The following is a 25,209-nucleotide window of genomic DNA, read 5'->3' as shown; positions in this document are numbered from 1 at the left end:
CTTCCTTTCTAGTACTTCGGGTGGGCGTCGGCGATGCGCATGGGATCCATGATGAAGACTGGGATCTTGCCTGAGGTGAGGTGGGTGATCAGGCGGTTGAGCCAGTAGATCACCAGGTGGAATGGAAAGAGTGTGACGATGTACATGTCGCACAGGATGCGCAGGAAGCTGGTGTGATCCCACCAAAAGACCCAGGAGCCGATGAAGAACACAGCCTGAGTTACAAATAGATTTGTCCCAAAAGATTCATTGGGTTCCCACAGCAGGATGACGTAGCCACTCATTCCCGCTACGGCGGCGATTCTTTGTTTGAATCCGTATGGCTCCTCCATAATTGATGCAATGATGACGGCGACAAACATCATTGCGGTCGCCGAATAGTAATTCATGTGATTAACCCAACTTTCGATCGTAGAGTTCCTCTGCTAGTTCGGACCCGCCTTGAGAGAACAAAGCAGCGCCGATGAGTCCTCCTACAAGTGCGCCAGTTGGCTTCCTTTCTAGTACTTCGGGTGGGCGTCGGCGATGCGCATGGGATCCATGATGAAGACTGGGATCTTGCCTGAGGTGAGGTGGGTGATCAGGCGGTTGAGCCAGTAGATCACGAGGTGGAATGGAAAGAGTGTGACGATGTACATGTCGCACAGGATGCGCAGGAAGCTTGTGTGTTCCCACCAAAACACCCAGGAGCCGATGAAGAACAAGCCCTGAGTTACAAATAGATTAGCCGCAAGAGATTCATTGGTGTCCCAACAGAGAATTACTGATCCACTTAGACCGACGACTGCAACAATTCTTTGTTTGAATCCGTATGGTTCCTCCATCATGAACGCGATGATAAGAGCAACTATCATCATTGCGGATGCGGAATAGTAATTCATGTGATTAGCCCAAGTTTCGATCGTAGAGTTCCTCTGCTAGTTCGGATCCGGCTTTAGAGAACACAGCAGCGCCGATGAGTCCGCCTACAAGTGCGCCAGGTGGCTTCCTTTCTAGTACTTCGGGTGGGCGTCGGCGATGCGCATGGGATCCATGATGAAGACTGGGATCTTGCCTGAGGTGAGGTGGGTGATCAGGCGGTTGAGCCAGTAGATCACGAGGTGGAATGGAAAGAGTGTGACGATGTACATGTCGCACAGGATGCGCAGGAAGCTGGTGTGTTCCCACCAAAACACCCAGGAGCCGATGAAGAACAAGCCCTGAGTTACAAATAGATTAGCCGCAAGAGATTCATTGGTGTCCCAACAGAGAATTACTGATCCACTTAGACCGACGACTGCAACAATTCTTTGTTTGAATCCGTATGGTTCCTCCATCATGAACGCGATGATAAGAGCAACTATCATCATTGCGGATGCGGAATAGTAATTCATGTGATTAGCCCAAGTTTCGATCGTAGAGTTCCTCTGCTAGTTCGGATCCGGCTTTAGAGAACACAGCATCGCCGACGCCCACCCGAAGTACTAAGGAGCGTTGCAGGAGTCTTGGGCGAATGAATTGGATTCGAGAGGATCCTCCAATCAGAAATGTCTAAGATGTCAATTGACCCAATTACTCTAAAGTTTCTCATTATGATGTTGCCGATGTACAACCCCGGTTTTGCTTACATCTTGCACCGCCCTAATGATCCCAGGCTTTCCGAAACGGAGCGTGTGCGGAAGGCTCTGGGGGATACCCTCAAGGTCACGCTTCCTGGCTTTGTGTTCTCGTTCATTATTTCCTATTGGGTGCAGCCAATTTCAACAGATTGGGGAGATAACATCTTTTTTGTCTGCGTGGCGTATCTTGGCGTCCTCGTCCTTGCCTTGCGATGGGGATAGCTATGATCGGGCGATTTGCGATCAAGAGTTCCTACCGGTGCCCCGTCATTAGGATGTAAATCGGCTGTCTCCCGATCGCGAGCCCGGGGCACTTTAACCCGGGCTACTTTGACCTCGTATTTGGCGACATTGTCATAGGTGAAGAAAAGAGGCGAATGCGCATGGAACAGCTGAAAAAGTTTTACGTCTATTCGCTGCCAGGCTTCCTGATCTCGGCGCTAGCAGCGCTTTGGCTGGAGCCCGTCTCTTCCGGTTGGACGCAGACTATCCTTTTGTTGGTGCTATTGCATTTCGGGATGCTCGTGATCTTGTTGAAGTGGACTTGGCGGCCCGTGAGGCAACCAGGCGCGATATGGCTATCCCTGCATTCGAGGGTCTGCTCTCGCCGAGGACACTGGGGAGGAACATGCAAGAGCTGCTAATTATCGTCCTAGTGGGTGGCATCGGTGTTCCGCTCAGCATGCCGCTGCCCTACCGCCTGAAGCATTGCCTTATTGTTGCTGGCTGCGGTCTGGGTTTGAGTGCCATTGCCTGGGCGTCGGTGGATTCACTTCTAACAAAAATTCTGCTCACCTACGTCATCTTCGCCTATTCGTTTTCGATCCATTGGTTTCGTCATCGCAGTTGGACTCGCCTGCTTTGTGATCTCTACTTCGTATCAGCCTTCCCCGTCCACGCCCTCATGTATGGGCTCAACCGGCTCATGACCAGCCTCACCTCCGGCCGCGTGCCCCTGATCGTGGGCGATCCGATGTTGGTGGCGGACTTCCCCGCCGCCCCGCCCAAGCACCGCAAGCAATAGCAGTCGCCCCAAATTGCACACGCGTCACTTCCTAGGGTGTGCGTGGGTAAACGCGCGGCGTGGCGCGTCGAAAAGCTAAGATATTTGCCTATGACTACACCTTCCGAGAACTCCCAAGGACCCGCCTACCGCTACAATGCCGAGCTCGCGAATTCGCTGGAGCGCACCTGGCAGCAGCGTTGGGTGGCCGAAGGTACCTTCAACGCGCCGAATCCGGTGGGCGATCTGGCCCCGGCAGACCCTGCGGAGTTGGAGAAGGAAAAGCTCTTCGTCCAGGACATGTTCCCCTACCCTTCCGGCGCGGGCCTGCACGTGGGACACCCGCTGGGCTACATTGCCACGGACGTCTTTGCGCGTTTTAACCGCCAACTGGGCAAGAATGTGCTGCACACGCTGGGCTATGATGCCTTCGGCCTGCCCGCCGAGCAGTACGCGATTCAGACGGGCACCCACCCGCGTGCCACCACGATGGCCAATATTGAGAACATGCGCCGTCAGCTCGATGCGCTGGGTCTGGGGCATGATCGCCGCCGTAGCGTTGCCACCACGGATCCTGAATTTTATAAGTGGACGCAGTGGATTTTCCTGCAGATCTTTAATTCTTGGTTCGATACCAAGCAGCAGAAGGCTCGCCCCATCGATGAGCTGGTTCCCTTGCTCGAATCCGGTGAGGTCGAAACCCCCGGCGAAGTACCTTTTGCACAATTAGATGAGGTCGCGCGCCGCGATGTGATTGACTCCTTCCGCCTGGTCTACCGCAGTGAATCCATGGTGAACTGGTGCCCCGGCCTGGGCACGGTGCTGGCCAACGAGGAGGTCACCGCCGATGGTCGCTCGGAGCGCGGCAATTTCCCGGTGTTCCGCAAGAAGCTCTCGCAGTGGATGATGCGCATCACCGCCTACTCGGATCGCCTGATCGATGACCTCGACACTCTCGATTGGCCCGAGAAGGTCAAGAGCATGCAGCGCAACTGGATCGGCCGTTCCCGCGGCGCCGAGGTCCACTTTGACGCCGCCGGACACCGCATCACCGTATTCACCACCCGCCCGGATACCCTCTTCGGAGCCTCCTACCTCGTGCTTGCACCCGAGCATGAGCTTGTCGACGCCCTCCTGACCCAGGCACCCGACGCCTACCAGGAGGCGCCAGCGAAGTGGACCTATGGCGAGGACTCCCCCGCTGCCGCCGTGGCCGCCTACCGCAAAGCCATTGCCGCGAAATCCGATGTAGAGCGCCAAGAAAACAAGAAAAAGACTGGTGTGTTCTTAGGCGTGTACGCCACCAACCCAGTCAATGGTGAACAACTGCCCGTGTTCATTGGCGACTACGTCTTGGCTGGCTATGGCACCGGCGCTGTGATGGCCGTGCCCGCCCACGACGAGCGCGACCACGAATTTGCCCTCGAATTCGACCTCCCCCTGCTCGAAGTAGTAGCTGGAGGCGAAGTGACCAAAGAAGCCTTCACTGGCGAAGGCGAAGTGATCAACTCCGCCAATGACGAAGGCCTGGATATCAACGGCCTGAACAAGGCAGAAGCCAAGAAGGCTGTGAATCAATGGCTAGAGCAGCGCGGCGCCGGCGAGGAGAAAATCCAGTACAAGCTGCGCGATTGGCTCTTTGCCCGCCAGCGCTACTGGGGCGAACCCTTCCCCGTGGTCTACGACGAGCACGGCCATGCCCATGCGCTGCCCGAGTCCATGCTGCCCGTGGAATTGCCGGAGGTAGAAGATTATAAGCCGGTGAGCTTCGAGCCCGATGATGCCGACTCTGAGCCGCAGCCACCTTTGGCAAAGGCAAGCGATTGGGTCACGGTTGAGCTGGATCTTGGCGATGGCCTCAAAACCTACACTCGCGATACCAACGTGATGCCGCAGTGGGCCGGTTCCTCTTGGTACCAACTGCGCTATATCGATCCCAATAACACCCAGGCCTTCTGCGATATTGAAAATGAGCGCTACTGGACTGGTCCGCGTGGCGAAAATGATCCCGGTGGCGTGGACCTTTATGTCGGCGGCGTGGAGCACGCCGTGCTGCACCTGCTCTACTCGCGCTTCTGGCACAAGGTGCTCTTCGACCTGGGCTTCGTCACATCCAGCGAGCCCTATCGCAAGCTCTTCAACCAGGGCTATATCCAGGCCTACGCCTACACGGATGCCCGCGGCGTGTATGTCCCGGCTGCAGAGGTAGAACAGCGCGAGGGCAAATTCTTCTACCAGGGCGAAGAAGTATTCCAGGAATACGGCAAGATGGGTAAGTCGCTGAAAAACAGCGTCTCCCCCGATGAAATCTGCCGCGACTACGGTGCAGATACATTGCGTGTCTATGAAATGGCCATGGGCCCACTGGATACTTCCCGTCCCTGGGCCACGAAGGACGTGATTGGTGCGCACCGCTTCCTGCAGCGCCTCTGGCGCCTCGTGGTTTCCGAAAACAGTGGCGAACTGGTGCTCAGCGATGCAGAACTCACCCAAGAAGACCTCAAGCAGCTTCACCGCACCATCGCCGGTGTGCGCGAGGATTACACCGAATTGCGCATCAACACCGTGGTAGCGAAGTGCATTGAGTACGTGAACTACCTGACCAAGACCTACCCGAACGGCGCACCTCGCGAAGCCGTGGAGCCGCTGGTGATTATGATCGCCGCCGTGGCCCCGCACATTGCCGAGGAACTCTGGCACCGTCTTGGAAATAGCGGCAGCGTTGCTTTTGCACCCTTCCCCGATTTTGATGAGCAGTGGCTCAAAGACGATGAAGTTGAGATGCCCGTGCAGATCAACGGCAAGGTGCGCTCCCGCATCATGGTGCCCGCCGATGCTAGCCAAGAGCAGATCATCGAGATCGCCCTGGCTAACGAGGCCGTTGCCGCTCACACCGAGGGCAAGGAAGTATTCAAGACCATCGTGGTGCCTGGCCGCATGGTCAACCTCGTGGTGAAATAAGCGCTCTTAGAGCTGGCACCGTCCCGTTGTGGGGCGGTGCTTTTATTTATGCTCTAAAGTGGCATGGGGGAATGAGAATAAATACCCCCTGTAACAAGGATGAGAAGGATCACGCTGGTCTAGCTGAGTCACTTTAGTAGTTGAAAGGTAAATATGTACTCAGCTTCGCAAGAGCCCAAGATCCCGCCGTACAAAAAGAAGGGCTTCTGGCTCATCGCAGCTCCAGTTTTGGTCTTTTTTGTCATGCTGATGGGTGGCAATAAGGATGTCGACAGCGATAAAGCGTCAAAGACAGAAGCTGCGCTTGCGACCGCTGAGGCGCAGGTGAACCAAGATCCTAGCGCTGAACCTGTATCGGTTGAAGAGGCAATCATTCCGGTAACCGCCGACGAGCTGATCGCTGAATATTCAAGTAATGAATTAAGAGCGGACGAAAAATGGAAGGGCAAAACCCTTGAAGTGTCCGGTGTGGTGCGAAACGTTACTGATATTTTGCGAAGCAAAGCCGTGAATATCGAGGGCACCGATAGTTGGGATCTGCATTTCGTCTCCTGCGAGTTGGATCCCGAAGATCTTGAATCCGCGAAGATGCTTAACAAGGGGGATCAAGTGACTGTACGCGGAAAAAACAGCGGCTATAACCAAGTAAGTGTCAATATCGACCACTGCGAAATTCTTGGAGTGCCTGCAGCGCAGTAGCGCTGTTAGTTCTTGCGCCCGTTCGGTAACAGGAAGAGCACCAATGTCACCGGGAACAGGAGCAGGAGTGAGTGGCCAAGGGTGAGGAAGTTCTGCATCCAAGCCAAGACTAAAGGCATAGCAAACACCACTACTCCCCCGGCAAGCGCTGATAACGCTGCGGCACGATTTGGAGAAAGTGAAGGCTGCGCAACCAAGTCATCAACGGTGATGGGATATAGCAGGGCGTTGCCCATGCCGGCTACAAGCAGTCCCACCACAACCACCACGGCAGAAGTGCCTGTGCCGATGATGATGGTTCCAAGCATGGCGCCGGCCACGCTGGCATGGAAGATGTAGCGCCAGCGAATGAGCACTCCGGCAGATAAACGGCCTGCAGCCATACCAAGGGGGAACACCGCACCAAGGGTTGCTGCAGTGGCATTGGGTACACCGATATCGAGTAGGCGAGCCACACCCCAGGTGTATAACGCGAACTCAGCCACCAAGCTCAGCGCTACGCGCAGCAGTCCCACCTTGATTTGGCGGCGTTCGCGCTTTGAGGCCTTGGGCAGGTGCTCAGAAGGTGCATCGTGAAAGGAAGAAACGTGCACGCTTTGAGCACTTGAAGCTACCGCTGCTCGGGCAAGTTCATCATCGGCCACATTTTTGGCGCCGCCAAAGGCCTTGACGGAAGGCACTTTGCCAAAGGCATCTGCAAGATCGCGGCGTCGCTTCCCTTTTCTTCCTGCACGTCGCTCAGCAAAAGCGGAGGGGGTATGCACGAAGTCCACATTGCGGATCGTCACCATCACGTACAGGGCCGGGAAGGCCAACATCAGTGCTGCCCAGCGTCCTTCCAGCAGTGGCAGCGAGGCAAAAAGGCCATAAAGCAGCGGTGAGGCGATGGACGCGGCAGAAGAAGCCCCGTTGGCAAGCGCAATATCTCGCGCACGGTTCGGCCCCGCTAATACCGATGGCACAATCAAAATGACGAGGGACGTGCCCAGCGCAACGCTTAAACCAGAAGCGATGGCCAGGTTGGCCCAGGGGGCGAAAGCTAGACCAATAGCCCCCAGCATCACCATGGTCGAAGATGCTTTCAGCACCATGCCAGCGGTGGCTTCCATGAGCCACTTGGAAAGCAAGCTAAACAGCACCATGCCCACGCCAAGGAAGGAACCGAGAATAGCGAAGTGGCTGATCGGAAGATCAAAGTCTTGAGCAAGCAGTGCGATGAGTGCACCGACGCCACCGACATGGGCGCCGACGGCAATCTCGGAAACGAAGGTGGCGGCAAAGATTCTGGGGCGGGCAGGCGAAGTTGGCCTTGCCAACGTAGGCGCAGCAGACATGGTGGTGTCCTTGTGGTCTCGTTGTGTACTGGCCGCCGGGTTGTGCGGCTTTGGCACAGTTTAACCTGTCTGCGCTGTGGCCTCGGGCACAGCCTCGGCAATGGCTAAGGCAGTCATTGTGCTGTGGCCTGAAGGGGTGCGAGCCGCCAACCAACCAGCGCGAGCATGCAGCGTGGCCGCCTGGGTCGCTACCTGAACGTAATCCACGCTAGGGCCACCATGAACAGCTTTGGCCACCAAGGCCACTAGGATCCCGCTGAGTACATCGCCACTGCCTGGTGTTGCTAGCCACCCATGGCCAGCATCTACAGAATAGGAGTGCGTGCCATCACTGATTAAGGTGAAGCGCCCCTTGAGCAGCACGGTGCACTTGAGCTTTTTGGCCATGGCTTGCACATGTTCAAGCCTAGGCTCAGCGCCCACACCGCAGGCGCTGGCCAGGGTGGCAAATTCTCCTGCGTGCGGGGTGAGTATTGTGGGCGCCTGCCGCTGCTGCAGCCCAGCAATATCTTCTGCCACCATGCCCAAGGCGCTGGCGTCGAGCACCAGTGGCTCTGGGCGCTGCATTAATGCCATCAGGGCTGCACGTTCAGTGCAACCAGGGCCAAACAGCCAGGCCTGCACCTTCTTGCTACTGGCCTCAATGCTTTGTGTACACACCATCTCGGGATAGCGCTGGAGCACGAGGTGTTTGACTAGATCATCCGGTGCCACCACATGCTTCATGCTTGGCGTGGTGTGGATAGCACCTGCTACCGCGAGTACCCCGGCACCCGGATATTCCTGGGAACCAGCGACGATGCCGGCCACGCCGCTGTATTTATGTTCTGTAGGTGTTGGCTCCCATTGTGGCCAGGCAAGATCAGCCTGAATTGCTCTTAGCCCTTGAGGTGCCTGGTAGCGATCGCGTTCGATGGCGCGCAGTAGCCAAAGGGCGCATGAAGCATCGTCACGGGCGGCCTGTTGCAGCGCTTGGCCAATCGGCTCTACCTTGGCCACCCACACCTGCCCACTTTGGTGGCTAAGCCCATGCACCATCCGTGCGGCGCCAAAGGTAACGCACACATCTGCCTGCACAAACACCTCACCCTCGGGCAGGCCAGTATCGGGGTGAATACCCGAGGGCACATCCACGCTGAGGGTGGGAGTGCCTGCAAAATGGCGCACCAGCTCGGCTGCGTTTGGGCGTAGCTGCCCGCGCGCTCCGATGCCAAGCATGGCGTCGATAAGCAAATCGGCGTGCCCTGGTTCCTGGATCACCTCGCCACCTGCCTGCACAAAGGCCTGCAGTGCCGGCTCGTGTGCGCTTGAGCCCGTCAAGATGGCCTGCACCTGGTAGCCCTGCATGGCCAGCTCGGCTCCCGCGTAGAGGCCATCGCCGCCATTGCCGCCGGAACCCGCCAACACCACTACCCTGCCCGATGCCAGCATGCTGCGCGCGGCAAGGGCCACATGGTGTGCTGCCTGTTGCATAAGAGCATCCGGGGCCGCGGCCTGAATCAGGGGTGCTTCAATTGCTGTGATCACTGCGGAAGGAAGTGCAGGCATGCTCATGGCAATCAAGCCTAGTGTTGGCGTTGGCATTCAGGGCACCAAAAAAGATTGCGTCCTTCCATGCTTTGCTCGGCAATGGGGTGGCCGCACACATAGCAGGGCTGGCCGCTGCGGCGATACACATAGACCTCGCCGCCGTGATCATCTTTGCGCGGCGGGCGCCCCATCGCTTCGGGCGTGTGGATCTCGCGCACGGTATCGATGCGGCCGCGCTGGACTCCTTGGGCCATTAAAAAGCGAAGATCCTCCCACACTTCGGCCCAGCAATCTAGGCGCTCACCTGGGGTGAAGGGATCAATGCCGAGGCGAAAGAGCGTTTCTGCGCGATAAATATTGCCCACACCGGCAAAGAGTTTTTGATCCATGAGCAGGGAGGCAACCGAGCGTTTGGAGCGGCGCACTTTTTCCAAGATCGGCGCGAAGTCGGCATCTTCGCGCAGCGGATCGGCGCCGAGTTTTCCTGTTGCGCGGCACTGTTCTTCCTCGCTAATCAACCTGCACCACTGCGGGCCGCGCAGATTCGCCGCGATGGCGTCATTGGCTATGCGCAACCGTATTTGGCCCCACACTTCTTCGGCCGGCTCGATGCGAAAACTACCAATGAGCCCAAGATGAATATGCACAATGTGTTCGAGGCGTTCCGGTGCGAAGTGGACAAAAAGGTGTTTGCCCCAGGCCTCTGCATGATCATAGGCAAGAGAATCTAAGGCTTTGGCCTCGGCAGCAAAGCGCCCCTGAGGGGAGCTCACTTCGGGGATGGTGCCGCCAAAGTGCTGGTCGAGTTCTTTGGCAAGGCGGTGGATCACGTGTCCTTCGGGCATATCCTCGATGCTAAATGCCACGGCTACTTCAAGGAAATATACACTGTTGTGTGTCCCTCATCCTCTATACACTGTGAGGTCTTTAACAAATGGATACTTGGGAGCCAACGCTCTCGGCGGGGCCACTGCTGGCCATCGCCGCCGGCGCCATCGCCGTGATCCTCTTTTGTGTGATCGTGCTCAAACTGCACGCCTTTCTCACACTCACCCTCGTCTCAGCCATCACCGCGCTCGCCGCAGGCATCCCTGTCACCGGCGTGGTCCCCACCATGACCGATGGTTTTGGCAAAACACTCGCCAGCGTAGCCCTGCTCGTTGGCCTCGGCGCAATGTTAGGCAGGCTGGTAGAAACCTCCGGTGGTGCCCAGGCGCTTGCCGACGCCATGGTGCGCAAATTCGGCGAAGATAAAGCGCCCTTAGCGCTCGGCATTGCCAGCTTGATCGTGGGCTTTCCCATCTTCTTCGATGCCGGCCTGATGGTGATGCTACCGGTGATCTTCGCCGTGGCCCGCAGGCTCAATGGCCCAGTGCTTGCCTACGGCATCCCCGCGGCGGGCGCGTTCTCTGTGATGCACGTCTTCCTTCCCCCACACCCAGGCCCTATTGCAGCCAGCGAATTTTTCAATGCAGACATCGGCCTCGTGCTGCTGCTCGGCCTGATCGTGGCGCTGCCCACCTGGTACGTTTCCGGCTACCTCTGGGGCAAGTTCCTAGGCAAGAAGTTCCCACTACCAGTGCCTGACCTCCTCACCGGCGGCAAACAGGTAGCAATGCCTGACAATCCCGCCAAGCCAGGCACCGTGGTTGCGCTGCTCGTGCTGCCCATCGTATTAATCTTCGGCAACACCGGCATGAATATGGCAGTGGCCGCGGGCTGGATCGAAGAAGACACCGCCTTTGGCACCGTCATGGGCTTTTTAGGCTCCACCCCAATCGCCTTGCTCATCACCGCCCTCGTGGCCATCGTGGTGCTCGGATTGCGCCAGGGGCGCAGCCGCAAAGAAGTTGAAAGCATCCTCGAAGGCTCCCTAGGCCCCATCTGCTCCGTGGTGTTGATCACCGGCGCCGGCGGCATGTTCGGTGGCGTGCTTCGCACCTCCGGCATTGGCGATGCCCTGGCCAATTCCATGGAAAACCTGGGCGTGCCAGTCATCCTTGGCTGCTGGCTGGTGGCCGTGCTGCTACGCCTGGCTCAGGGTTCTGCCACCGTGGCACTGACCACCACCGCAGCGCTGATGGCACCGGCTGTTGCCGCGGGCGACTTCTCTTCCTTCCAGATCGCACTCATGGTGCTCGCCGCAGCCGCAGGCTCCGTCTTTGGCTCCCACGTCAACGACTCCGGCTTCTGGCTGGTGGGCAGGCTCATGGGCATGGACGTTGCCACCACCTTGAAAACCTGGACTATGAACCAGGTACTCATCGGCACCGTGGGCTTCTTAATGACGCTCCTGCTCTACGGCATTAGCCTCGCGCTCTAGGCCTCGCGCTTTAGGCCTTAGCCTCAAGCCATTCGACGATCGCCTCGACGATCTCCTCCGGCGTCGGTTCAATAGAAAAGACCGCGCCGGGTTCGTCGTCTTCGAGTGGTTCCAATGTGGCGAGCTGAGAATCAAGCAAAGACACAGGCATGAAGTGGCCCTGCCGTGCCGCCATACGGCTAGCAAGCAACTCCCTTGAGCCGTGCACATGCACAAAGACCGCCGTGGGCGCGTACTCACGGATATAGTCGCGATAGGAGCGCTTCAAGGCGCTGCAGGCCATAATGCCATTGTGCTCGGCCAGCCAATCCCCCACGCGCTGGAGCCAAGGCCAGCGGTCTTCGTCGTTAAGCGGAATGCCTGCGGCCATCTTCTCAACATTGGCTTGGGGGTGTAAATCATCTCCATCGCGGTACGTCATGTTCAAACGCTGCGCCAACAGGGTTCCGACGGTGGTTTTGCCGCTGCCAGAAACGCCCATGAGGATGATGTGCACGCCAAGCTCCCTTGAAGTAGAAAATGCTCTCTTTTGAGCGTAGTAGCATTTAAGGGGTGCACCAAAGCAAAATCCTGTTGTATTACAAGTTCACTCCCATCGCCGACCCAAAGGCGATGATGCTCTGGCAGCGCGAACTCTGCCGCCTGCTTGGGCTCAAAGGTCGCATCCTCATCTCCGAACACGGCATCAATGGCACCGTCGGCGGGCCAATGGATGCCTGCAAACGCTATGTTCGGGCGTTTCGTGAATACCCCGGCTTTAAAGGCACCGAATTCAAGTGGTCTGAGGGCGGGGCGGAGGACTTTCCTAAACTCAGCGTGAAAGTTCGCGACGAGATCGTGGCCTTTGGCGCCCCTGGGGAACTCAAGGTGGACGAAAAGGGCGTGATCGGTGGCGGTGTGCACCTCAAACCCGAAGAGGTAAACAAGCTTGTAGAAGAACGCGGCGATGAAGTGGTGTTCTTTGATGGGCGCAATGCCATGGAAGCCGAGATTGGCAAGTTTAGAAACGCCGTGGTCCCGGACGTCAATACCACCCACGACTTCATTCGCGAGCTCGAATCAGGCAAATACGATTGGATGAAGGACAAGCCCGTCATCTCCTATTGCACGGGCGGAATCCGATGCGAGATTCTTTCCTCGCTGATGAAAAACCGTGGCTTTGAAGAGGTCTACCAAATCGACGGTGGCATCGTGCGCTACGGCGAAAAATACGGCAACGATGGCCTCTGGGAAGGCTCACTCTACGTCTTTGACAAGCGCATGCACATGGAATTCGGTGCCGGCACCGAGGACCCAGGCTTTGTTCAACTTGGGCACTGCGTGCAATGCGGTGCGGCAACCAATAAGTTCGAGCACTGCATCAACGAAGACGAATGCCGCGCGCTCGTGCTGATGTGCCCCGATTGCCATGCCAACATCGAAACCCGCAACTGCGGGCAGGAGCGCTGCAAGGAAGTAGCCAAGCAGGCCGCCGCGGGCTAGCGGCAGGCTAGTGGCCGACGATGAGCATCTGGAATGTCACCAACATCCAGAACATGGCCCATAAAGCAGTGGCCCAAAACGCGCCCATCCACGGGCGCCAGCGGATATAGCCAAGGTATTTGCGCCATAGGATCACCCCGCAGGCAACGATGCCGCCAACTGGCACGATCGACGATGCGATGGGCCACCAGATTTCTGCCTCGCGGCTACAAATCCAGGTGGCGTGCCCGCTTTCGCATAAAGGCCCACCCATGGCGCGCGCCACGATGGCCAGCAGCAAGGCAACTAGCATGGTCAGCCCTGGGATAAACAGCACAAAGGCGATGGCTTGCTTGGTAGAGCGGCGGTTTCGCTGCGCCTCGATGAAGGGGTCGGGGGCGTCGGCAAGCTCATCGAAGTTACGCGGCGCCGGGCGATGCCGATTGGCGTAGTCGGCATCGGAGCTTAGGTCATTTTCCGGGTGCTCTTTTGGTGCAGCCACAGCGCTCGGCCTCCTAGCGTGGGCGGATAGATACGTCGTTGACCTGCGCATCGCGCGGGGTTTGCAGCACCGAAAGCACCGTTTGGGCGATGGTTTCCGGCGCAATGAACTGCGAACCATCGTACTCTTTGCCCTCGTAGGCAACGATCGCTCGCTGCATATCCGTATTCACCCTGCCAGGATAAATGGAGGTCACGCGGATATCCGGTTCCTCGGCGCGCAAGGTATCGCACCAGGCGCGGGCGGCAAATTTACTGGCAGAATACCCACCCCACTCGGGCTTCGTGTGCAAACCCGCACCAGAATTGATGTAAATGACGTGCCCATCGCGCTTGCGCAATTCCGGCAGCAGCATCCTGGTGAGCTCGATAGGGCCATAGAGGTTGACTTCCATGTGATCGCGCCAATCCTGCGGATCAAGCTGCGCGCAAGTGCCCAAAATGGCAACGCCGGCGCAGTGGACGATGGCCTCAACGTTCGCTGCCGGTGGCTCTAGGCTCGCGCCGGGGTCAAAACTTGCCTGCCACCAGCTCAAATTCTCATGCGAAAAGCTGGGTTCGGTATCGCGGTACTGGGCAATCACCTCATATCCGGCATCTAGCAGTGCTTTGGTGGTGGCCAAGCCAATGCCTTTGCTGGCTCCGGTGACTACAACAGTCATATTCTCAGGCTCCTCGGGTAGTTCGGGCCGGGCTTAACGCTGCGCAGATTTTGGAATCATCAACACCGGCACGGATACATAGGGCAGCATCTCTGTTGCTTGAGAGCCAATGAATACCCGCTCAAACGCGCCCATGGGTGAAGACCCTAAGCATAATAGATCGCCCTTTTTCCATTTCAGCGCATCAAGGGCACCAGCCCAACCATTGCCGGAGCCGATCTGGGTAGTGATCTCGATATTGGGAATCTCTTTTGCCACCCGGTCGCGGCAGCGATCCAATACCGCCAGGGTGCGCTCGCGCCACTCCAAGGTGATATCGGAGGGAAGTTCCAGGCTCTCGGAAATCGGCGGATCGCCGAATCCGGAGGGCGAAAGCGCAAGGATCCTCAGCGGAGTGGTCCAAATCTCTGCCAGTCTGGCTGCGCGCATCAGGGCTGCATCATCGATCTCGTCGCCAATGATGCCGAAGTTCAGCCGCGTAACTCCGCGCTTAGAAAGCTTCGGATCGCGCGGAATCAGCCCCACCGGTACCGGGGAGGTGTGTAGGAGGGCATCGGCAGTAGAGCCTGCTAGCAATCGGCCTTTCGACGCCGCCGCGCTGGAACCAAGCAGCACGATATCGGCACCGAAGTCCTCGGCTGCCTGGGCGATGAGATTGGCCTCATTGGTGCCATCGGCAAAAATAGACACCTCTTTGGCCCAGTGGGCTTGATCCACGCCCGCAGCTTCGAGCTGCTTTTTTACTGCCTTCTCGCAGGCAGCGGCCTCTTTTTTAAACCACTTTTTGTACTTGGAGCCCAGTTTGCTTACCGAAGGCGAAGGCCACGGCCGTAGAAAGGTGGTGACGCATTGAACCTCTACATTGGCCGTGCGGGCAAGCCAAGCGGCGGAGGCGATTGCCTCCGCGCCGGTTGCCGAGGGGCTCCAGGCCACAAGAACTCGTGCCGGCTGGTGGTCGAAGGCGAAGCGCTCAGAGCTGCAAGGCTCGCCGTCTTCGCTGTGTTTGCTCCGCTGGACCATCGGGGCCTTAGTGCTCGCGGTTGTGCTGCGTTTCTAGGGTGTGCTGATAGGTATTAGCCAATTCGCGGATCACCTCTGCTGCTACCTCGGCATCGGCAAACTTCTCCGGTGGCAGGGTGTCGAGCATGTCGGCGATATAGGAGTCACGCTCGCGACCCACGCGCTTGAGTTCGCGACGGCCTTTCTCGGTGAGCGTCACGCGCACGCCGCGGCGGTCCTTCTTATCGGGAACACGGCGCACCATGCCGCGCTGTTCAAGCTGGTGCAGCGCGTTGGAGGCGGTGGGCATGCGGATGCCCTCGGCGTTGGCGATGTGGCTAATGCGCGAGTCGCCGTCTTCGGCAAGGCGCGTGAGGATCGTTAGCTGTGGCCCCGTGAGGTCAGATTGCTCAGCGATACGGAAATACAGCACGTACAACTTCGTCAGCGCGGGACGAACAGACTGTGCTAGCTCAAGGGGGGTCTTTTGCGTCATGCCGATTATCTTAGCCACAGGAACAGAAAACATTGACATTTTTTCTAAATTTGTTACATGCAAAATGGGCGTTACCCCCATTGGGGGCAAAGCGCCTACACTGGCCTCGATGCTGCAGTACAGCGATGAAATTAACTATCTTTGTCTAAGAAATAAGACATTAGCCCAGTTCCGGGCCGGGCTGCTTCGCAGAGAGGACGTCTGCGACGCCGAATTCTTATTGCAGGCCTCCGCACATCATCACGGCAGGCCTGCCACATACGCCTGCCCCATTTGCGGCAGCGAAGATCTCCGGATTGTCACATGGGTGTACGGGGAGGCGCTCGGACGCGCCTCCGGTTCAGCCAGAACACCCGAAGAAGTAGCGGGGCTGCTGCAAGTAGGGCAGCAATGCAGTATTCACGAGGTGGAAGTGTGCCCGAATTGCCGGTGGAACCAACTGCTGAAAGCCCGAACCATAACCAAGCTGTGAACTCGCCACTACTACCTGCCTAGCAACAGGCGGTACGCTATGGAAAAACAGTTGTGCCACGTCCCAGCAACCTGGGCTCGGGCTTTCACAAGGCCGTGGCGCAGCACACTAGAACACCAGAAAGCTTTGTAAGTTGGCAGCGAACGAACATAGCAAGAAAAGCCAGGGGCGCCCCAAGGGTGCCTCACAGGAAAAGCAGGGCAAGTCTTGGGTAAAGCCCACCTTGCTCACCGCCATCGCCGTGGCGATCATCGGCCCCATTGTGGCCTTCATGCTCGCCTACGTTGTAGTAGATGTGCCTGAACCAGAACAACTGGTAACCAAGCAGGTATCGCAGATCTACGCCTCCGATGGTGAAACGGAACTGGCGCGCATCGTTCCTCCCGAAGGCAACCGCGTGGAAGTCAGCCTGAGCGATGTGCCAGACGAGACTCAAAAAGCAGTGCTGGCAGCAGAAGACCGCGAGTTTTATAACAACTCCGGCTTTTCCATCACCGGCTTTGGGCGCGCACTCATTGGCCAACTCCGTGGCGATTCTTCCGCCGGCGGTGGTTCTACCATCACCCAGCAGTATGTGAAGAACTCCCTGGTGGGCAATGACCACTCCTTGGTGCGTAAGGCCAAAGAGCTGGTCTATTCGGTCAAGATGGCCAATGAGTGGAGTAAAGATGAGGTGCTGCAGGCCTACCTCAACACCATTTACTTCGGCCGAAACGCCTATGGCATTGATGCTGCCGCCAAGGCGTATTTTGGTATTCCCGCCAGCGAGCTGAACACCGAGCAATCTGCCGTGCTCGCAGCCTCTATCCAGCGCCCCAGCCAGCTTGATCCCTGGACCAACCGCGAAGAGGCAGAAGCGCGCTGGAACTATGTGCTTGACGGCATGGTGGAGCAGGGCTGGTTAGATCCCGCCGCGCGCAGCACCATGGTGTACCCAGAGACGGTGGATCCGGCAAGCAATCAGCCCTATAACGAGGCCGATGGCCCCAACGGTCTGATTCGCAACCAGGTGCTTGCAGAGCTCGGCAGCCTCGGCATTACCGAAGATGAGGTGCAAACCCTTGGCCTGCGCATCACCACCACCATCGACACCACTGCCCAGGAGGCAACGGTGAATGCGGTGGAGAATAACCTTGCGGGCGAGCAGGAAAACACCCGCGTGGCGTCGGTAAGCGTGGAGCCTGCAACCGGTGCCGTGCGTGCCTACTATGGCGGCGCCGATGCCATCGGTTATGACTACGCCAATGCCCCGCTGCAGGCCGGTTCGACCTTCAAGATCTTCGGCTTGGCCGCCGCAGTTCAGCAGGGCATTCCTACCAATGCCTACTATTCTTCGGCGCCGGTAACCCTGCCTGGCGGGCACACCATTACCAACGTTGGTGGCGAATCCTGCGGCACCTGCTCGCTCAAGCAGGCGCTGAAGAATTCCTATAACACCAGCTTCATCCGCATGCAGCAGGACCTGGAAAACACCACCCAAGACACCGCCGATATGGCCCATGCGCTCGGCGTGCCTCGTTCGCTGCCGGGCATTGAAAAGACGCTGACCGAAAATGGCGAGAAGCCTTTCGACGGCATCATCCTCGGCCAGTACCTGGTTCGTCCCCTGGATATGGCCCACGCCCTTGCCACCTTGTCCAATTACGGCGTCTACCACGATGCCTACTTCGTGCAAAAGGTAGAGACCGCCTCCGGCGAAACCCTCTACGAGCACGATGGCGGCGAAGGCCAGCGCGCCGTATCCGAGGCCGTGGCCACCCAGGTGCTTGATGCCATGGGTCCGATCGCAGCCTTTTCCAATGGCCACGCACTGTCTGGTCGCCCCTCGGCAGCCAAGACCGGCACCACCCAATTGGGCGATACCGGCAATAACAAAGATGCATGGATGATCGGCTCTACCCCACAACTTGCCACCGCAGTATGGGCAGGCACCGACGATAATGAACCCCTGCTCAACGCCTGGGGTGGCCCAATGTACGGTGCCAACCTGCCCGCCGATATTTGGCAATCGGCCATGAATGGCGCATTGGTCAATGATGACGTGGAGTACTTCAAGGATCCCGAGCCCATCGGCTGGGCAGCCGGCGGCTACACCACCGGCCCGGACTACAGCAGCAGCGCGCCTGCTACGCAGAACCAGGAAGTCACTCCTGAAACCACCACCAGCACCACCACCCCCACCACCTCGAACCAGGCACCTTCGCTTTCGGATCTGGTTCCAGGTCTTGGCGATCCAGAACCGGCCAACCCTGAACCAGGGGCTCCGGCTGAGCCTGCGCCCGAGCAACCGGCAGAAGGCGCACCGCCGCTGCTGCCCATCTTCTAGCATTTGAGTCACTTGTCACACGCCCTTTGCACTGCAGGGGGCGTTTTGGCATTAAGATGCCTTAGGTGACAAAGCAACGAGTTTGGACATGGAAGATGGTGCTGGTAGCCATCATCTTCGGTGGGGTCGCCGGTGTGCTCTCCGGGCTTACCTATGGCCTGATGCAATGGCTCCAACACCTGATCTGGCCCGAGCAACCAAGCTGGATCTACACCTTCTCGGTGGTGCTCATCGCTGGTGTGCTCATCGCCTGCATCAACATCAAAGCCGGCGAATTCGAGTTACAGCAGGAAATCGAGGCCTCAGATGATCTGCAGAGCTTTCACCGCGGCAAAGCCATGTTCATTGCCGCCGGCGCCATCGTTGCTGTGGCAGCGGGCGGAGCCATCGGACCAGAAGCCGGCCTCGTAGGCGTGGTGGGCCAGCTTTCAGCCTTGGTGAATATGCGCATCACCCAAACGCGCGAGCAGGCAGTGGCGCTGGCAAAAATCGGCAATGCCGCAGCCCTAGGTTCGCTCTACGGTTCCCCGCCTGCCGGTGCCACCTATGAAGACGACACCTTTGATAACCACAAAGTCGTGCCGGTCCTGGCCGCCATTGCCGGCATGGGTGGCTTCTTACTCGTTATCAATGCCACCCCAAGCCACCACGCCAAACTGGACTTCATGGCCACCGGGGATTTCTCCACCCACCTCATGGTGCCAACGCTTTTCGCGGCAATCATCGGCGCAGCGTTTGGCCTGGGCTTTAGCGCCTTGCACCACGGCTACCAGGTGCTCAATAAGCGCATCGGGCACCCCGTTGCTAGAACCATCGGCTGGAGCATCCTGCTGGCCTTGCTGCTTGCTAGCCTTCCGCAACTTCGCTTCAGTGGCCAAGATGCCCTCGCCGATCTTGTGGCTCACCCTGGCCAAACCACAGGCCTTGCGCTTTTGGGCCTTGCTGTGGGCAAGCTCATCGCCACGATTATCACCTTGGCCGCCGGCTGGAAGGGCGGCGAATTTTTCCCACTCATGCTCATCGGCGCCTGCGCCGGTATGTGGGTTGCCGGTAGCGAATCGGGAGTGCTTGCCACCGACCTACTGGCTGCTACGGCCATCGCGGGTATTGGTGCAGCCTTGACGGTGACGCTGCGCAAGCCTTTGACCATCCTGCTGATCCTTTTGCTTTTGGCCCACCACGTGATGGTGGCGCCCTTGCTGATCGGTGTGGGCGTGGGCTATCTAGTGCAGCTTTTCCTGCCCAACAATAAAGACGCTGACGTGTCGGCGCTCACGGGGCGTTGATGCGCCGGTGCCTGAGCAGATGTGTAAGACTGCTGTGTAGATAACTCCGTGATTTTGTAGAAGGAGCTGGGCTTCGCGCATGTCTGATCCAGTGATGTGGTTTACCATCGGCAGCGTCTTTTTTGGTTTCGCTCTGTTTTGTGCTGCGTTTCTTTGCTACAGCACGGGCAAATCTCAGAAGCTGACGTGGACGCTGTTTAGCGTTGCGGTGGTCTTTATTACCGTGATTCCGGTGGGGTTGGCGGTGGGTGTTTCCGCCGGATAAATCGACTTGGGCTTCTCAATGCGGTATCTTGGTGGGGTTGCTGACGCAACGACCCTCCTGCCATGCCCAATGGGGGTATGGCCGATGAAACTACGAAGAAGACCATAGGAGGTGATGAGGTTCATGCGTCACTACGAAGTCATGATTATTCTGGATCCTTCCCAGGATGAACGCACTGTTGCCCCGTCCCTGGATAAGTTCCTGGAAATCGTCCGTAAGGACAAGGGCACCGTGGAAAAGGTGGATATCTGGGGCAAGCGTAAGCTGGCATACCCCATCGCTAAGAAGGAAGAGGGCATCTACGTGGTGCTCAACCTCAACTGCGAGTCCGCTACCGTGCTTGAGCTCGACCGTCGTCTGAACCTGAACGATGGCGTGCTGCGCACCAAGGTGCTGCGCGACGACAAGTAAGCCGTATAGGGCACTGAAACGTTAAGGAAAAAACAATGGCTATTGGCGACGTCAATATCACCGTGGTTGGCAACATGGTTGCCGATCCTGAACTGCGCTACGGCCCGAGCGGGGCTGCGGTGGCGAATTTCCGCATCGCGTCCACGCCTCGCCGCTACGACTCGCAGAGTAATCAGTGGGTCGATGGCGATGCATTGTTCCTTCAGTGCTCCGTGTGGCGCCAGGCAGCAGAGAACGTGGCACAAACCCTGACTAAGGGCATGCGCGTGATCGTCACTGGCCGACTGAAGCAGCGCTCCTATCAAACGCGTGAAGGTGAAAACCGCACCGTGATGGAGCTGGAAGTTGAAGAGGTCGGCCCCTCCTTGAAGTACGCCACCGCCCAGGTGGATCGTAACTCCCGCGATGGTGGAAACTTCCGCGGCGGCCAGGGTGGAAACCAGGGCAATCAAGGTGGTTTTGGTGGCGGCAACGCTGGCGGCTTTGGTGGCAACCAGGGTGGCTTCGGCGGCAATCAGGCTCCGAGCAATGATCCTTGGAATAGCGCACCTCAGCAGGGTGGCTTTGGCGGAGATGACTCCGAGCCGCCGTTCTAAGCTGCGACTGGCATTGGTTTAAATCACAAAAACTTTTCCACCGGGGCTGCGAGTAGCAGCAGCGGTGATCATTCACGAAAGGCAGGGATCATGAAGCTGATCCTCACCGCCGATGTTGACAAGCTCGGTGTCGCTGGCGACATCGTCGAGGTCAAGAACGGCTATGGACGTAACTTCCTGCTTCCCCGCGGCCTGGCTATTGTGGCTACCCGCGGCGCTGAGAAGCAGGTTGAGGGCATCAAGCGCGCCCAGGAAGCTCGCGCCGTGCGCGACCTGGACCACGCTAAGGAGCTCAAGGAAGAGCTGGCAAAGCTCGAAGGCGTAGAGGTTGCCGTGCGCACCTCCGAGAAGGGCAAGATCTTCGGCTCCGTAAAGTCTGAAGACGTTGCTCAGGCAGTGAAGAAGGCCGGCGGTCCTACCCTGGACAAGCGCGCCATCATCGTGCCCAAGAACCTGGTAAAGTCCACCGGCGATTACTCCGTGGACGTCAAGCTGCACAGCGATGTAGAAGCCAAGGTGAACTTCAAGGTCGTTTCCGCTTAAGTTTCAAGCTTGACCACGGCCCGCGCCCGAACAAGGCGTGCGGCCACATAGACAACAGCAAGAGCAAAGCCTCCCCTTTAGGGGGAGGCTTTCTTCATATCCACCCCCTGTGGATAACTTTGGGGTACGTTTTCCCAGCTCGCTAGAAAAGTGGGGAAAACTGCTTTGTCAAACCCGCTGCTAGACAGGGTTATACACAGACCTTCAAGTGCTTGTTGAGGGTTGTAAAGAGTTTATAAACAGCCCCCTACCAGCGGAAATGCCCAAAAGCCCTGGGCGGGTTCGAGTTTCTTACACAAACTATCCACATGGGCTGTGGAAAACTACCGGGGAAAACGCCAAAGTATCCACAGATGCTTGTGGATAACGTGGCGTCGACAAGCTAGCAGGGCATTCGAGCGATCGGGGGTCGTGCACCATAATGGAGCACATGAATGCCCATCCAGCCCACCAAGCCGAGCGACACCTCGCCACCCCACTGGAAGACTATGCCCTGCTCTCCGACCTCCAAACAGGCCCATTAGTATCCCGAGAAGGCAGCGTGGACTGGCTATGCCTCCCGCGATTTGATTCCCCCGCAGTGTTCACCTCAATCCTGGGCACCCCAGACGATGGCCGCTGGAAACTCAGCATGCGCGGAGGCCAAGTAACCGAGCGACGCTACCTCGACAACACCTTCATCCTCGAAACCATCTGGGAAACACCCACCGGCAAAGCCCGCGTGCTGGACTACCTGCCGCCCTCCTCAGTGCAAGCAGACCTGATCCGCAGCGTGGAATGCCTCGAAGGCGAAGTCACCGTCACCCACGATCTGCGCGTGCGCTTCTCCTACGCGCGCGCCCTGCCGTGGTTTAGAAGCGCAGAGGTAGAAGAAACCGGCGAAGAAGTCCTGCTGTGCACCGCAGGGCCAGACGGCATCGTGATCTCCGGGCCAAAGCTCTTCGATACCACCGCGCCAGAAGAAGACCACACCGGCGGTGCCGTAGTGCCGCGCCTGGTGGGCGATTTCCCCCTGCGTGCAGGCGAAACACTGGACTGGTCGCTTACCTGGTTCCCCTCCTGGCAACAAGTGCCCACCCCAGCACAGCCACGCCAAGCCTTCGAGCTCACCTACGATTTCTGGACCAATTGGCTATCCAACCTCGAGGTAGATTCGCCCTGGAAAGAGCAAGTCACCCGCTCCCTGCTGGTGCTTCGCGCGCTTACCCACTCCGATACCGGCGGCATCGTCGCTGCCCCCACCGCCTCCTTGCCGGAAGATTTCGGCGGCGTGCGCAACTGGGATTATCGCTACACCTGGCTGCGCGATGCAGCCTTGACGGTGGAGGTGATGGTGAGCCACGGCTTTGTCCAAGGTGCCACCGATTGGCGCAACTGGCTGCTGCGCGCCGTGGCCGGCGATGTAGAAAACCTGCAGATCATGTACGGTCTTGGCGGCGAGCGCGAGTTGGCAGAACAAGAACTGCCGCACTTGAAGGGCTATGAAAATTCCACGCCCGTGCGCATTGGCAACGGCGCCGCCGATCAGTACCAAGCAGATGTGGTGGGCGAGGTCATGCTCGCGCTTGCTCGCCTGCGTGATGCCGGATACCCCGAAGACGAATTCTCTTGGGGCCTGCAAAAACGCCTGATCGAGTACACCATTAACAATATTCACCGCAAAGACCACGGCATCTGGGAAATGCGAGGCGAGCTGCACTACTTCACCCACGGGCGAGTGATGATGTGGGCTGCCTTTAATGAGGCCATTCGCGCCGTCGAAGAACACGGCCTCGACGGGGATGCGGAGCTGTGGCGCTACCACCGCGACGCCCTCTACGACGAGATTATGGCCAGGGGCTTCAACAAGGAAGAGGGCAGCTTCACCCAAACCTATGACAACACCGAAGTAGATGCCTCCCTGCTGCAATTGCCGCACACCGGATTCATCCGCGCCGAAGATCCAAAGATGCTGGGCACGGTAGCAAAGATCGAAAAGGAGCTTGTCGACGCCCACGGCTTCGTCTACCGCTACCGCACCGAAGGGGGCATGGACGGCATCGAGGGCGATGAGTACCCATTTTTGATCTGCACCTTCTGGTACATCGAACAGCTCGCGGCCTCCGGTCAACTCGAACAAGCCCGCGAACGCATGTGGCAGCTCGTAGGTATTGCCAACGATCTTGGCCTGCTGGCAGAAGAATACGATCCCGCATCGCAGCGCCTAGCCGGCAACTTCCCCCAAGCCTTCTCACACCTGGCACTGATCCGCGCCGCAGACGCCATCGCCCGCGCCGAAGGAGCACACCTTGACTAACCCCAGCTTTGACGACGACTTCTTCCCACCCGAGCCACCAGAAGAACCAGGACCTGCACCGCGGGCCAATACCCGCGAAGCACGCCGCGAGCCCCAAGACATTGAGGCAGAACAATCCGTGCTCGGCGCGATCATGCTCAGCCCACACCTGGTGGCCGACATTATCGAGCTGCTCAGCCCCGAAGATTTCTACCGCCCAGCGCACCAGATGATCTACGAGGCGATCATCGATCTCTACTCGGATAATAAAGAGATCGACGCGGTGATCGTCACCGGCCAGCTCGACCGACGCAACCAACTCGAACGCGTAGGCGGGGCACCCTATGTGCACACGCTCATCTCCTCGGTGCCCACCTCCTCTAACGCCCGCTACTACGCCGAATTGGTGGCGGAAAAAGCGCTGCTGCGCCAATTGGTGCACGCCGGTACTCGCGTTGCCCAAATGGGCTATGAGGGCACCGAGGGCCAAGAGGTTGAGCAAGTGATCGACTTGGCTCAGCAAGAAGTCTTCCGCATTTCCAAGAAGAATAAGACCACCGACTACAAGGCCTTGGCGGATATCTCCGAATCCACCATGAAGATGATCGAGGAGATCGACTCTCAAGGCGGCCTGGCCATGGGCGTGCCCACCGGCTTTAGCGACCTAGACAAACTCACCAACGGCCTCCACGGCGGCCAAATGATCATCGTGGCCGCCCGCCCCGGTGTGGGTAAATCCACCCTCGCACTGGACTTCGTGCGCTCCTGCACCATCAAACAAAACAAAGCAGCCGTGGTGTTCTCCCTGGAAATGAGCTCCGAGGAAATCGCCATGCGCTTATTCTCGGCAGAAGCGGAAGTCAAACTAGCCGATATGCGCGGCGGCCACCTCAACCAAGAGCAGTGGAATCGCCTTGTGGATCGCGTAGGGCGCATCGACCAAGCCCCACTGTTTATCGACGACTCCGCCAACCTCACCATGATGGAGATCCGCGCGAAAGCCAGAAAGCTCAAACAAGACCACGATATTCAACTGATCATCGTGGACTACTTGCAGCTCATGAGCTCAGGCAAGCGCGTGGAATCACGCCAGCAAGAAGTCTCCGAATTCTCCCGCCAACTCAAACTGCTGGCCAAAGAACTCGATGTGCCGCTGGTTGCAATCTCGCAGCTCAACCGTGGCCCAGAATCACGTACCGATAAACGCCCCCAGGTGGCCGACCTGCGTGAATCGGGCTCGCTGGAGCAGGACGCCGACATGGTCATGCTCCTCTACCGCCCCGACTCCCAAAACACCGAAGACGAGCGCGCCGGCGAGGCCGACATCATCTTGGCTAAACACCGTGGCGGCCCCATCGGCACCGTGTCTGTGGCGCACCAACTGCACTTCTCGCGCTTTGTGAATATGCCGCGCGGTTAGCTGGGGGAGGGCTGGCTGGTTGGTTGGGCTCGGCCGGGCTGGGCCGGG

26 protein-coding genes are annotated in these 25,209 nt (G+C 58.2%); 15 read left to right on the top strand and 11 right to left on the bottom strand.

Annotation, left to right across the window (positions count from 1 at the left end; genetic code table 11):
* Positions 1-8: 8 nt before the first annotated feature.
* The 3 genes from CPPEL_RS10780 to CPPEL_RS10770 form a co-directional block, all read right to left on the bottom strand.
* Entirely contained in the window at positions 9-389 is a 381-nt protein-coding gene (locus tag CPPEL_RS10780; protein ID WP_123961117.1) for a hypothetical protein, read from the bottom strand.
* A gap of 111 nt (positions 390-500) precedes the next feature.
* Positions 501-827 (bottom strand): hypothetical protein, encoded by a 327-nt coding sequence (locus CPPEL_RS10775; protein ID WP_123961116.1) that lies wholly within the window; start codon positions 825-827, stop codon positions 501-503.
* A gap of 165 nt (positions 828-992) precedes the next feature.
* On the bottom strand, positions 993-1,319 hold the full coding sequence (locus CPPEL_RS10770; RefSeq protein ID WP_123961116.1) for a hypothetical protein: 327 nt from the start codon (positions 1,317-1,319) through the stop codon (positions 993-995).
* Between the two features lie 207 nt (positions 1,320-1,526).
* On the opposite strand from CPPEL_RS10770, the gene CPPEL_RS10765 reads away from it, so the two are divergent.
* The 4 genes from CPPEL_RS10765 to CPPEL_RS10750 all read left to right on the top strand — a co-directional run bounded on the left by CPPEL_RS10765 (position 1,527) and on the right by CPPEL_RS10750 (position 6,261).
* Positions 1,527-1,820 (top strand): hypothetical protein, encoded by a 294-nt coding sequence (locus tag CPPEL_RS10765; RefSeq protein ID WP_123961115.1) that lies wholly within the window; start codon positions 1,527-1,529, stop codon positions 1,818-1,820.
* A gap of 406 nt (positions 1,821-2,226) precedes the next feature.
* Complete coding sequence (locus CPPEL_RS10760; protein ID WP_164470425.1) at positions 2,227-2,622, top strand: hypothetical protein; 396 nt, start codon at positions 2,227-2,229, stop codon at positions 2,620-2,622.
* Between the two features lie 90 nt (positions 2,623-2,712).
* Positions 2,713-5,562 (top strand): leucine--tRNA ligase, encoded by a 2,850-nt coding sequence (gene leuS, locus CPPEL_RS10755; RefSeq protein WP_123961113.1) that lies wholly within the window; start codon positions 2,713-2,715, stop codon positions 5,560-5,562.
* A 153-nt stretch (positions 5,563-5,715) separates the two neighbouring features.
* Positions 5,716-6,261 carry an OB-fold protein gene (locus CPPEL_RS10750; RefSeq protein ID WP_123961112.1) on the top strand — a complete coding sequence of 182 codons (546 nt, stop codon included), beginning with the start codon at positions 5,716-5,718 and terminating at the stop codon, positions 6,259-6,261.
* A gap of 5 nt (positions 6,262-6,266) precedes the next feature.
* Here CPPEL_RS10750 and CPPEL_RS10745 read toward each other — a convergent pair whose 3' ends face one another.
* Genes CPPEL_RS10745 through CPPEL_RS10735 form a run of 3 tightly spaced genes read right to left on the bottom strand, consistent with a single transcriptional unit; the run spans position 6,267 to position 9,970 of the window.
* Positions 6,267-7,652, bottom strand: a complete 1,386-nt coding sequence (locus CPPEL_RS10745) for an MFS transporter (RefSeq protein WP_123961111.1) — start codon at positions 7,650-7,652, stop codon at positions 6,267-6,269.
* 3 nt (positions 7,653-7,655) lie between these two features.
* On the bottom strand, positions 7,656-9,149 hold the full coding sequence (locus CPPEL_RS10740; protein ID WP_164470424.1) for an NAD(P)H-hydrate epimerase: 1,494 nt from the start codon (positions 9,147-9,149) through the stop codon (positions 7,656-7,658).
* An 11-nt stretch (positions 9,150-9,160) separates the two neighbouring features.
* Positions 9,161-9,970 carry an Fpg/Nei family DNA glycosylase gene (locus CPPEL_RS10735; protein ID WP_123961109.1) on the bottom strand — a complete coding sequence of 270 codons (810 nt, stop codon included), beginning with the start codon at positions 9,968-9,970 and terminating at the stop codon, positions 9,161-9,163.
* Positions 9,971-10,059: 89 nt separating this feature from the next.
* Here CPPEL_RS10735 and CPPEL_RS10730 point away from each other — a divergent pair, with 89 nt between their 5' ends.
* On the top strand, positions 10,060-11,448 hold the full coding sequence (locus tag CPPEL_RS10730; protein WP_123961108.1) for a GntP family permease: 1,389 nt from the start codon (positions 10,060-10,062) through the stop codon (positions 11,446-11,448).
* Between the two features lie 10 nt (positions 11,449-11,458).
* Here CPPEL_RS10730 and CPPEL_RS10725 read toward each other — a convergent pair whose 3' ends face one another.
* Positions 11,459-11,944 (bottom strand): gluconokinase, encoded by a 486-nt coding sequence (locus CPPEL_RS10725; protein ID WP_123961107.1) that lies wholly within the window; start codon positions 11,942-11,944, stop codon positions 11,459-11,461.
* Between the two features lie 56 nt (positions 11,945-12,000).
* On the opposite strand from CPPEL_RS10725, the gene trhO reads away from it, so the two are divergent.
* Positions 12,001-12,930, top strand: a complete 930-nt coding sequence (gene trhO, locus CPPEL_RS10720; RefSeq protein ID WP_123961106.1) for an oxygen-dependent tRNA uridine(34) hydroxylase TrhO — start codon at positions 12,001-12,003, stop codon at positions 12,928-12,930.
* Positions 12,931-12,937: 7 nt separating this feature from the next.
* Here trhO and CPPEL_RS10715 read toward each other — a convergent pair whose 3' ends face one another.
* From CPPEL_RS10715 to CPPEL_RS10700, 4 genes are read right to left on the bottom strand one after another with little or no spacing between them, the layout of a single operon-like run.
* Complete coding sequence (locus CPPEL_RS10715) at positions 12,938-13,411, bottom strand: hypothetical protein (RefSeq protein ID WP_164470423.1); 474 nt, start codon at positions 13,409-13,411, stop codon at positions 12,938-12,940.
* A gap of 13 nt (positions 13,412-13,424) precedes the next feature.
* The gene (locus tag CPPEL_RS10710) at positions 13,425-14,072 is read right to left on the bottom strand and encodes an SDR family oxidoreductase (protein ID WP_123961104.1); all 648 of its coding nucleotides are present in this window, start codon (positions 14,070-14,072) and stop codon (positions 13,425-13,427) included.
* 33 nt (positions 14,073-14,105) lie between these two features.
* Positions 14,106-15,092: a universal stress protein gene (locus CPPEL_RS10705; protein WP_123961103.1), complete on the bottom strand. Its 987-nt coding sequence runs from the start codon at positions 15,090-15,092 to the stop codon at positions 14,106-14,108.
* A 7-nt stretch (positions 15,093-15,099) separates the two neighbouring features.
* Positions 15,100-15,567, bottom strand: a complete 468-nt coding sequence (locus tag CPPEL_RS10700) for a MarR family winged helix-turn-helix transcriptional regulator (RefSeq protein WP_123961102.1) — start codon at positions 15,565-15,567, stop codon at positions 15,100-15,102.
* Between the two features lie 109 nt (positions 15,568-15,676).
* Between CPPEL_RS10700 and CPPEL_RS10695 the strand changes: the two genes are divergently transcribed.
* The 9 genes from CPPEL_RS10695 (at position 15,677) to dnaB (ending at position 25,161) form a co-directional block, all read left to right on the top strand.
* Entirely contained in the window at positions 15,677-16,039 is a 363-nt protein-coding gene (locus tag CPPEL_RS10695; protein ID WP_123961101.1) for a DUF5318 family protein, read from the top strand.
* Between the two features lie 133 nt (positions 16,040-16,172).
* Complete coding sequence (locus tag CPPEL_RS10690; RefSeq protein WP_206608931.1) at positions 16,173-18,365, top strand: transglycosylase domain-containing protein; 2,193 nt, start codon at positions 16,173-16,175, stop codon at positions 18,363-18,365.
* Between the two features lie 65 nt (positions 18,366-18,430).
* A complete protein-coding gene (locus CPPEL_RS10685; protein ID WP_123961100.1) occupies positions 18,431-19,651 on the top strand; it encodes a chloride channel protein in 1,221 nt (406 codons plus the stop codon).
* A 79-nt stretch (positions 19,652-19,730) separates the two neighbouring features.
* Positions 19,731-19,916 (top strand): hypothetical protein, encoded by a 186-nt coding sequence (locus CPPEL_RS10680; protein ID WP_123961099.1) that lies wholly within the window; start codon positions 19,731-19,733, stop codon positions 19,914-19,916.
* A 123-nt stretch (positions 19,917-20,039) separates the two neighbouring features.
* Positions 20,040-20,327 (top strand): 30S ribosomal protein S6, encoded by a 288-nt coding sequence (gene rpsF, locus CPPEL_RS10675; protein WP_123961098.1) that lies wholly within the window; start codon positions 20,040-20,042, stop codon positions 20,325-20,327.
* Positions 20,328-20,362: 35 nt separating this feature from the next.
* A complete protein-coding gene (locus tag CPPEL_RS10670) occupies positions 20,363-20,923 on the top strand; it encodes a single-stranded DNA-binding protein (protein ID WP_123961097.1) in 561 nt (186 codons plus the stop codon).
* 90 nt (positions 20,924-21,013) lie between these two features.
* On the top strand, positions 21,014-21,466 hold the full coding sequence (gene rplI, locus CPPEL_RS10665; protein ID WP_123961096.1) for a 50S ribosomal protein L9: 453 nt from the start codon (positions 21,014-21,016) through the stop codon (positions 21,464-21,466).
* A gap of 430 nt (positions 21,467-21,896) precedes the next feature.
* Complete coding sequence (locus CPPEL_RS10660) at positions 21,897-23,762, top strand: glycoside hydrolase family 15 protein (RefSeq protein WP_245990452.1); 1,866 nt, start codon at positions 21,897-21,899, stop codon at positions 23,760-23,762.
* Positions 23,755-25,161: a replicative DNA helicase gene (gene dnaB / locus CPPEL_RS10655; RefSeq protein ID WP_123961094.1), complete on the top strand. Its 1,407-nt coding sequence runs from the start codon at positions 23,755-23,757 to the stop codon at positions 25,159-25,161. Before CPPEL_RS10660 ends, dnaB begins: the two co-directional genes overlap by 8 nt.
* Positions 25,162-25,209 lie beyond the last annotated feature (48 nt).

It is taken from the genome of Corynebacterium pseudopelargi (assembly GCF_003814005.1).
Lineage (GTDB): Bacteria > Actinomycetota > Actinomycetes > Mycobacteriales > Mycobacteriaceae > Corynebacterium > Corynebacterium pseudopelargi.
Note: the sequence above shows the minus strand (reverse complement) of the source record. Positions and strands in the feature narration are given on the sequence as shown.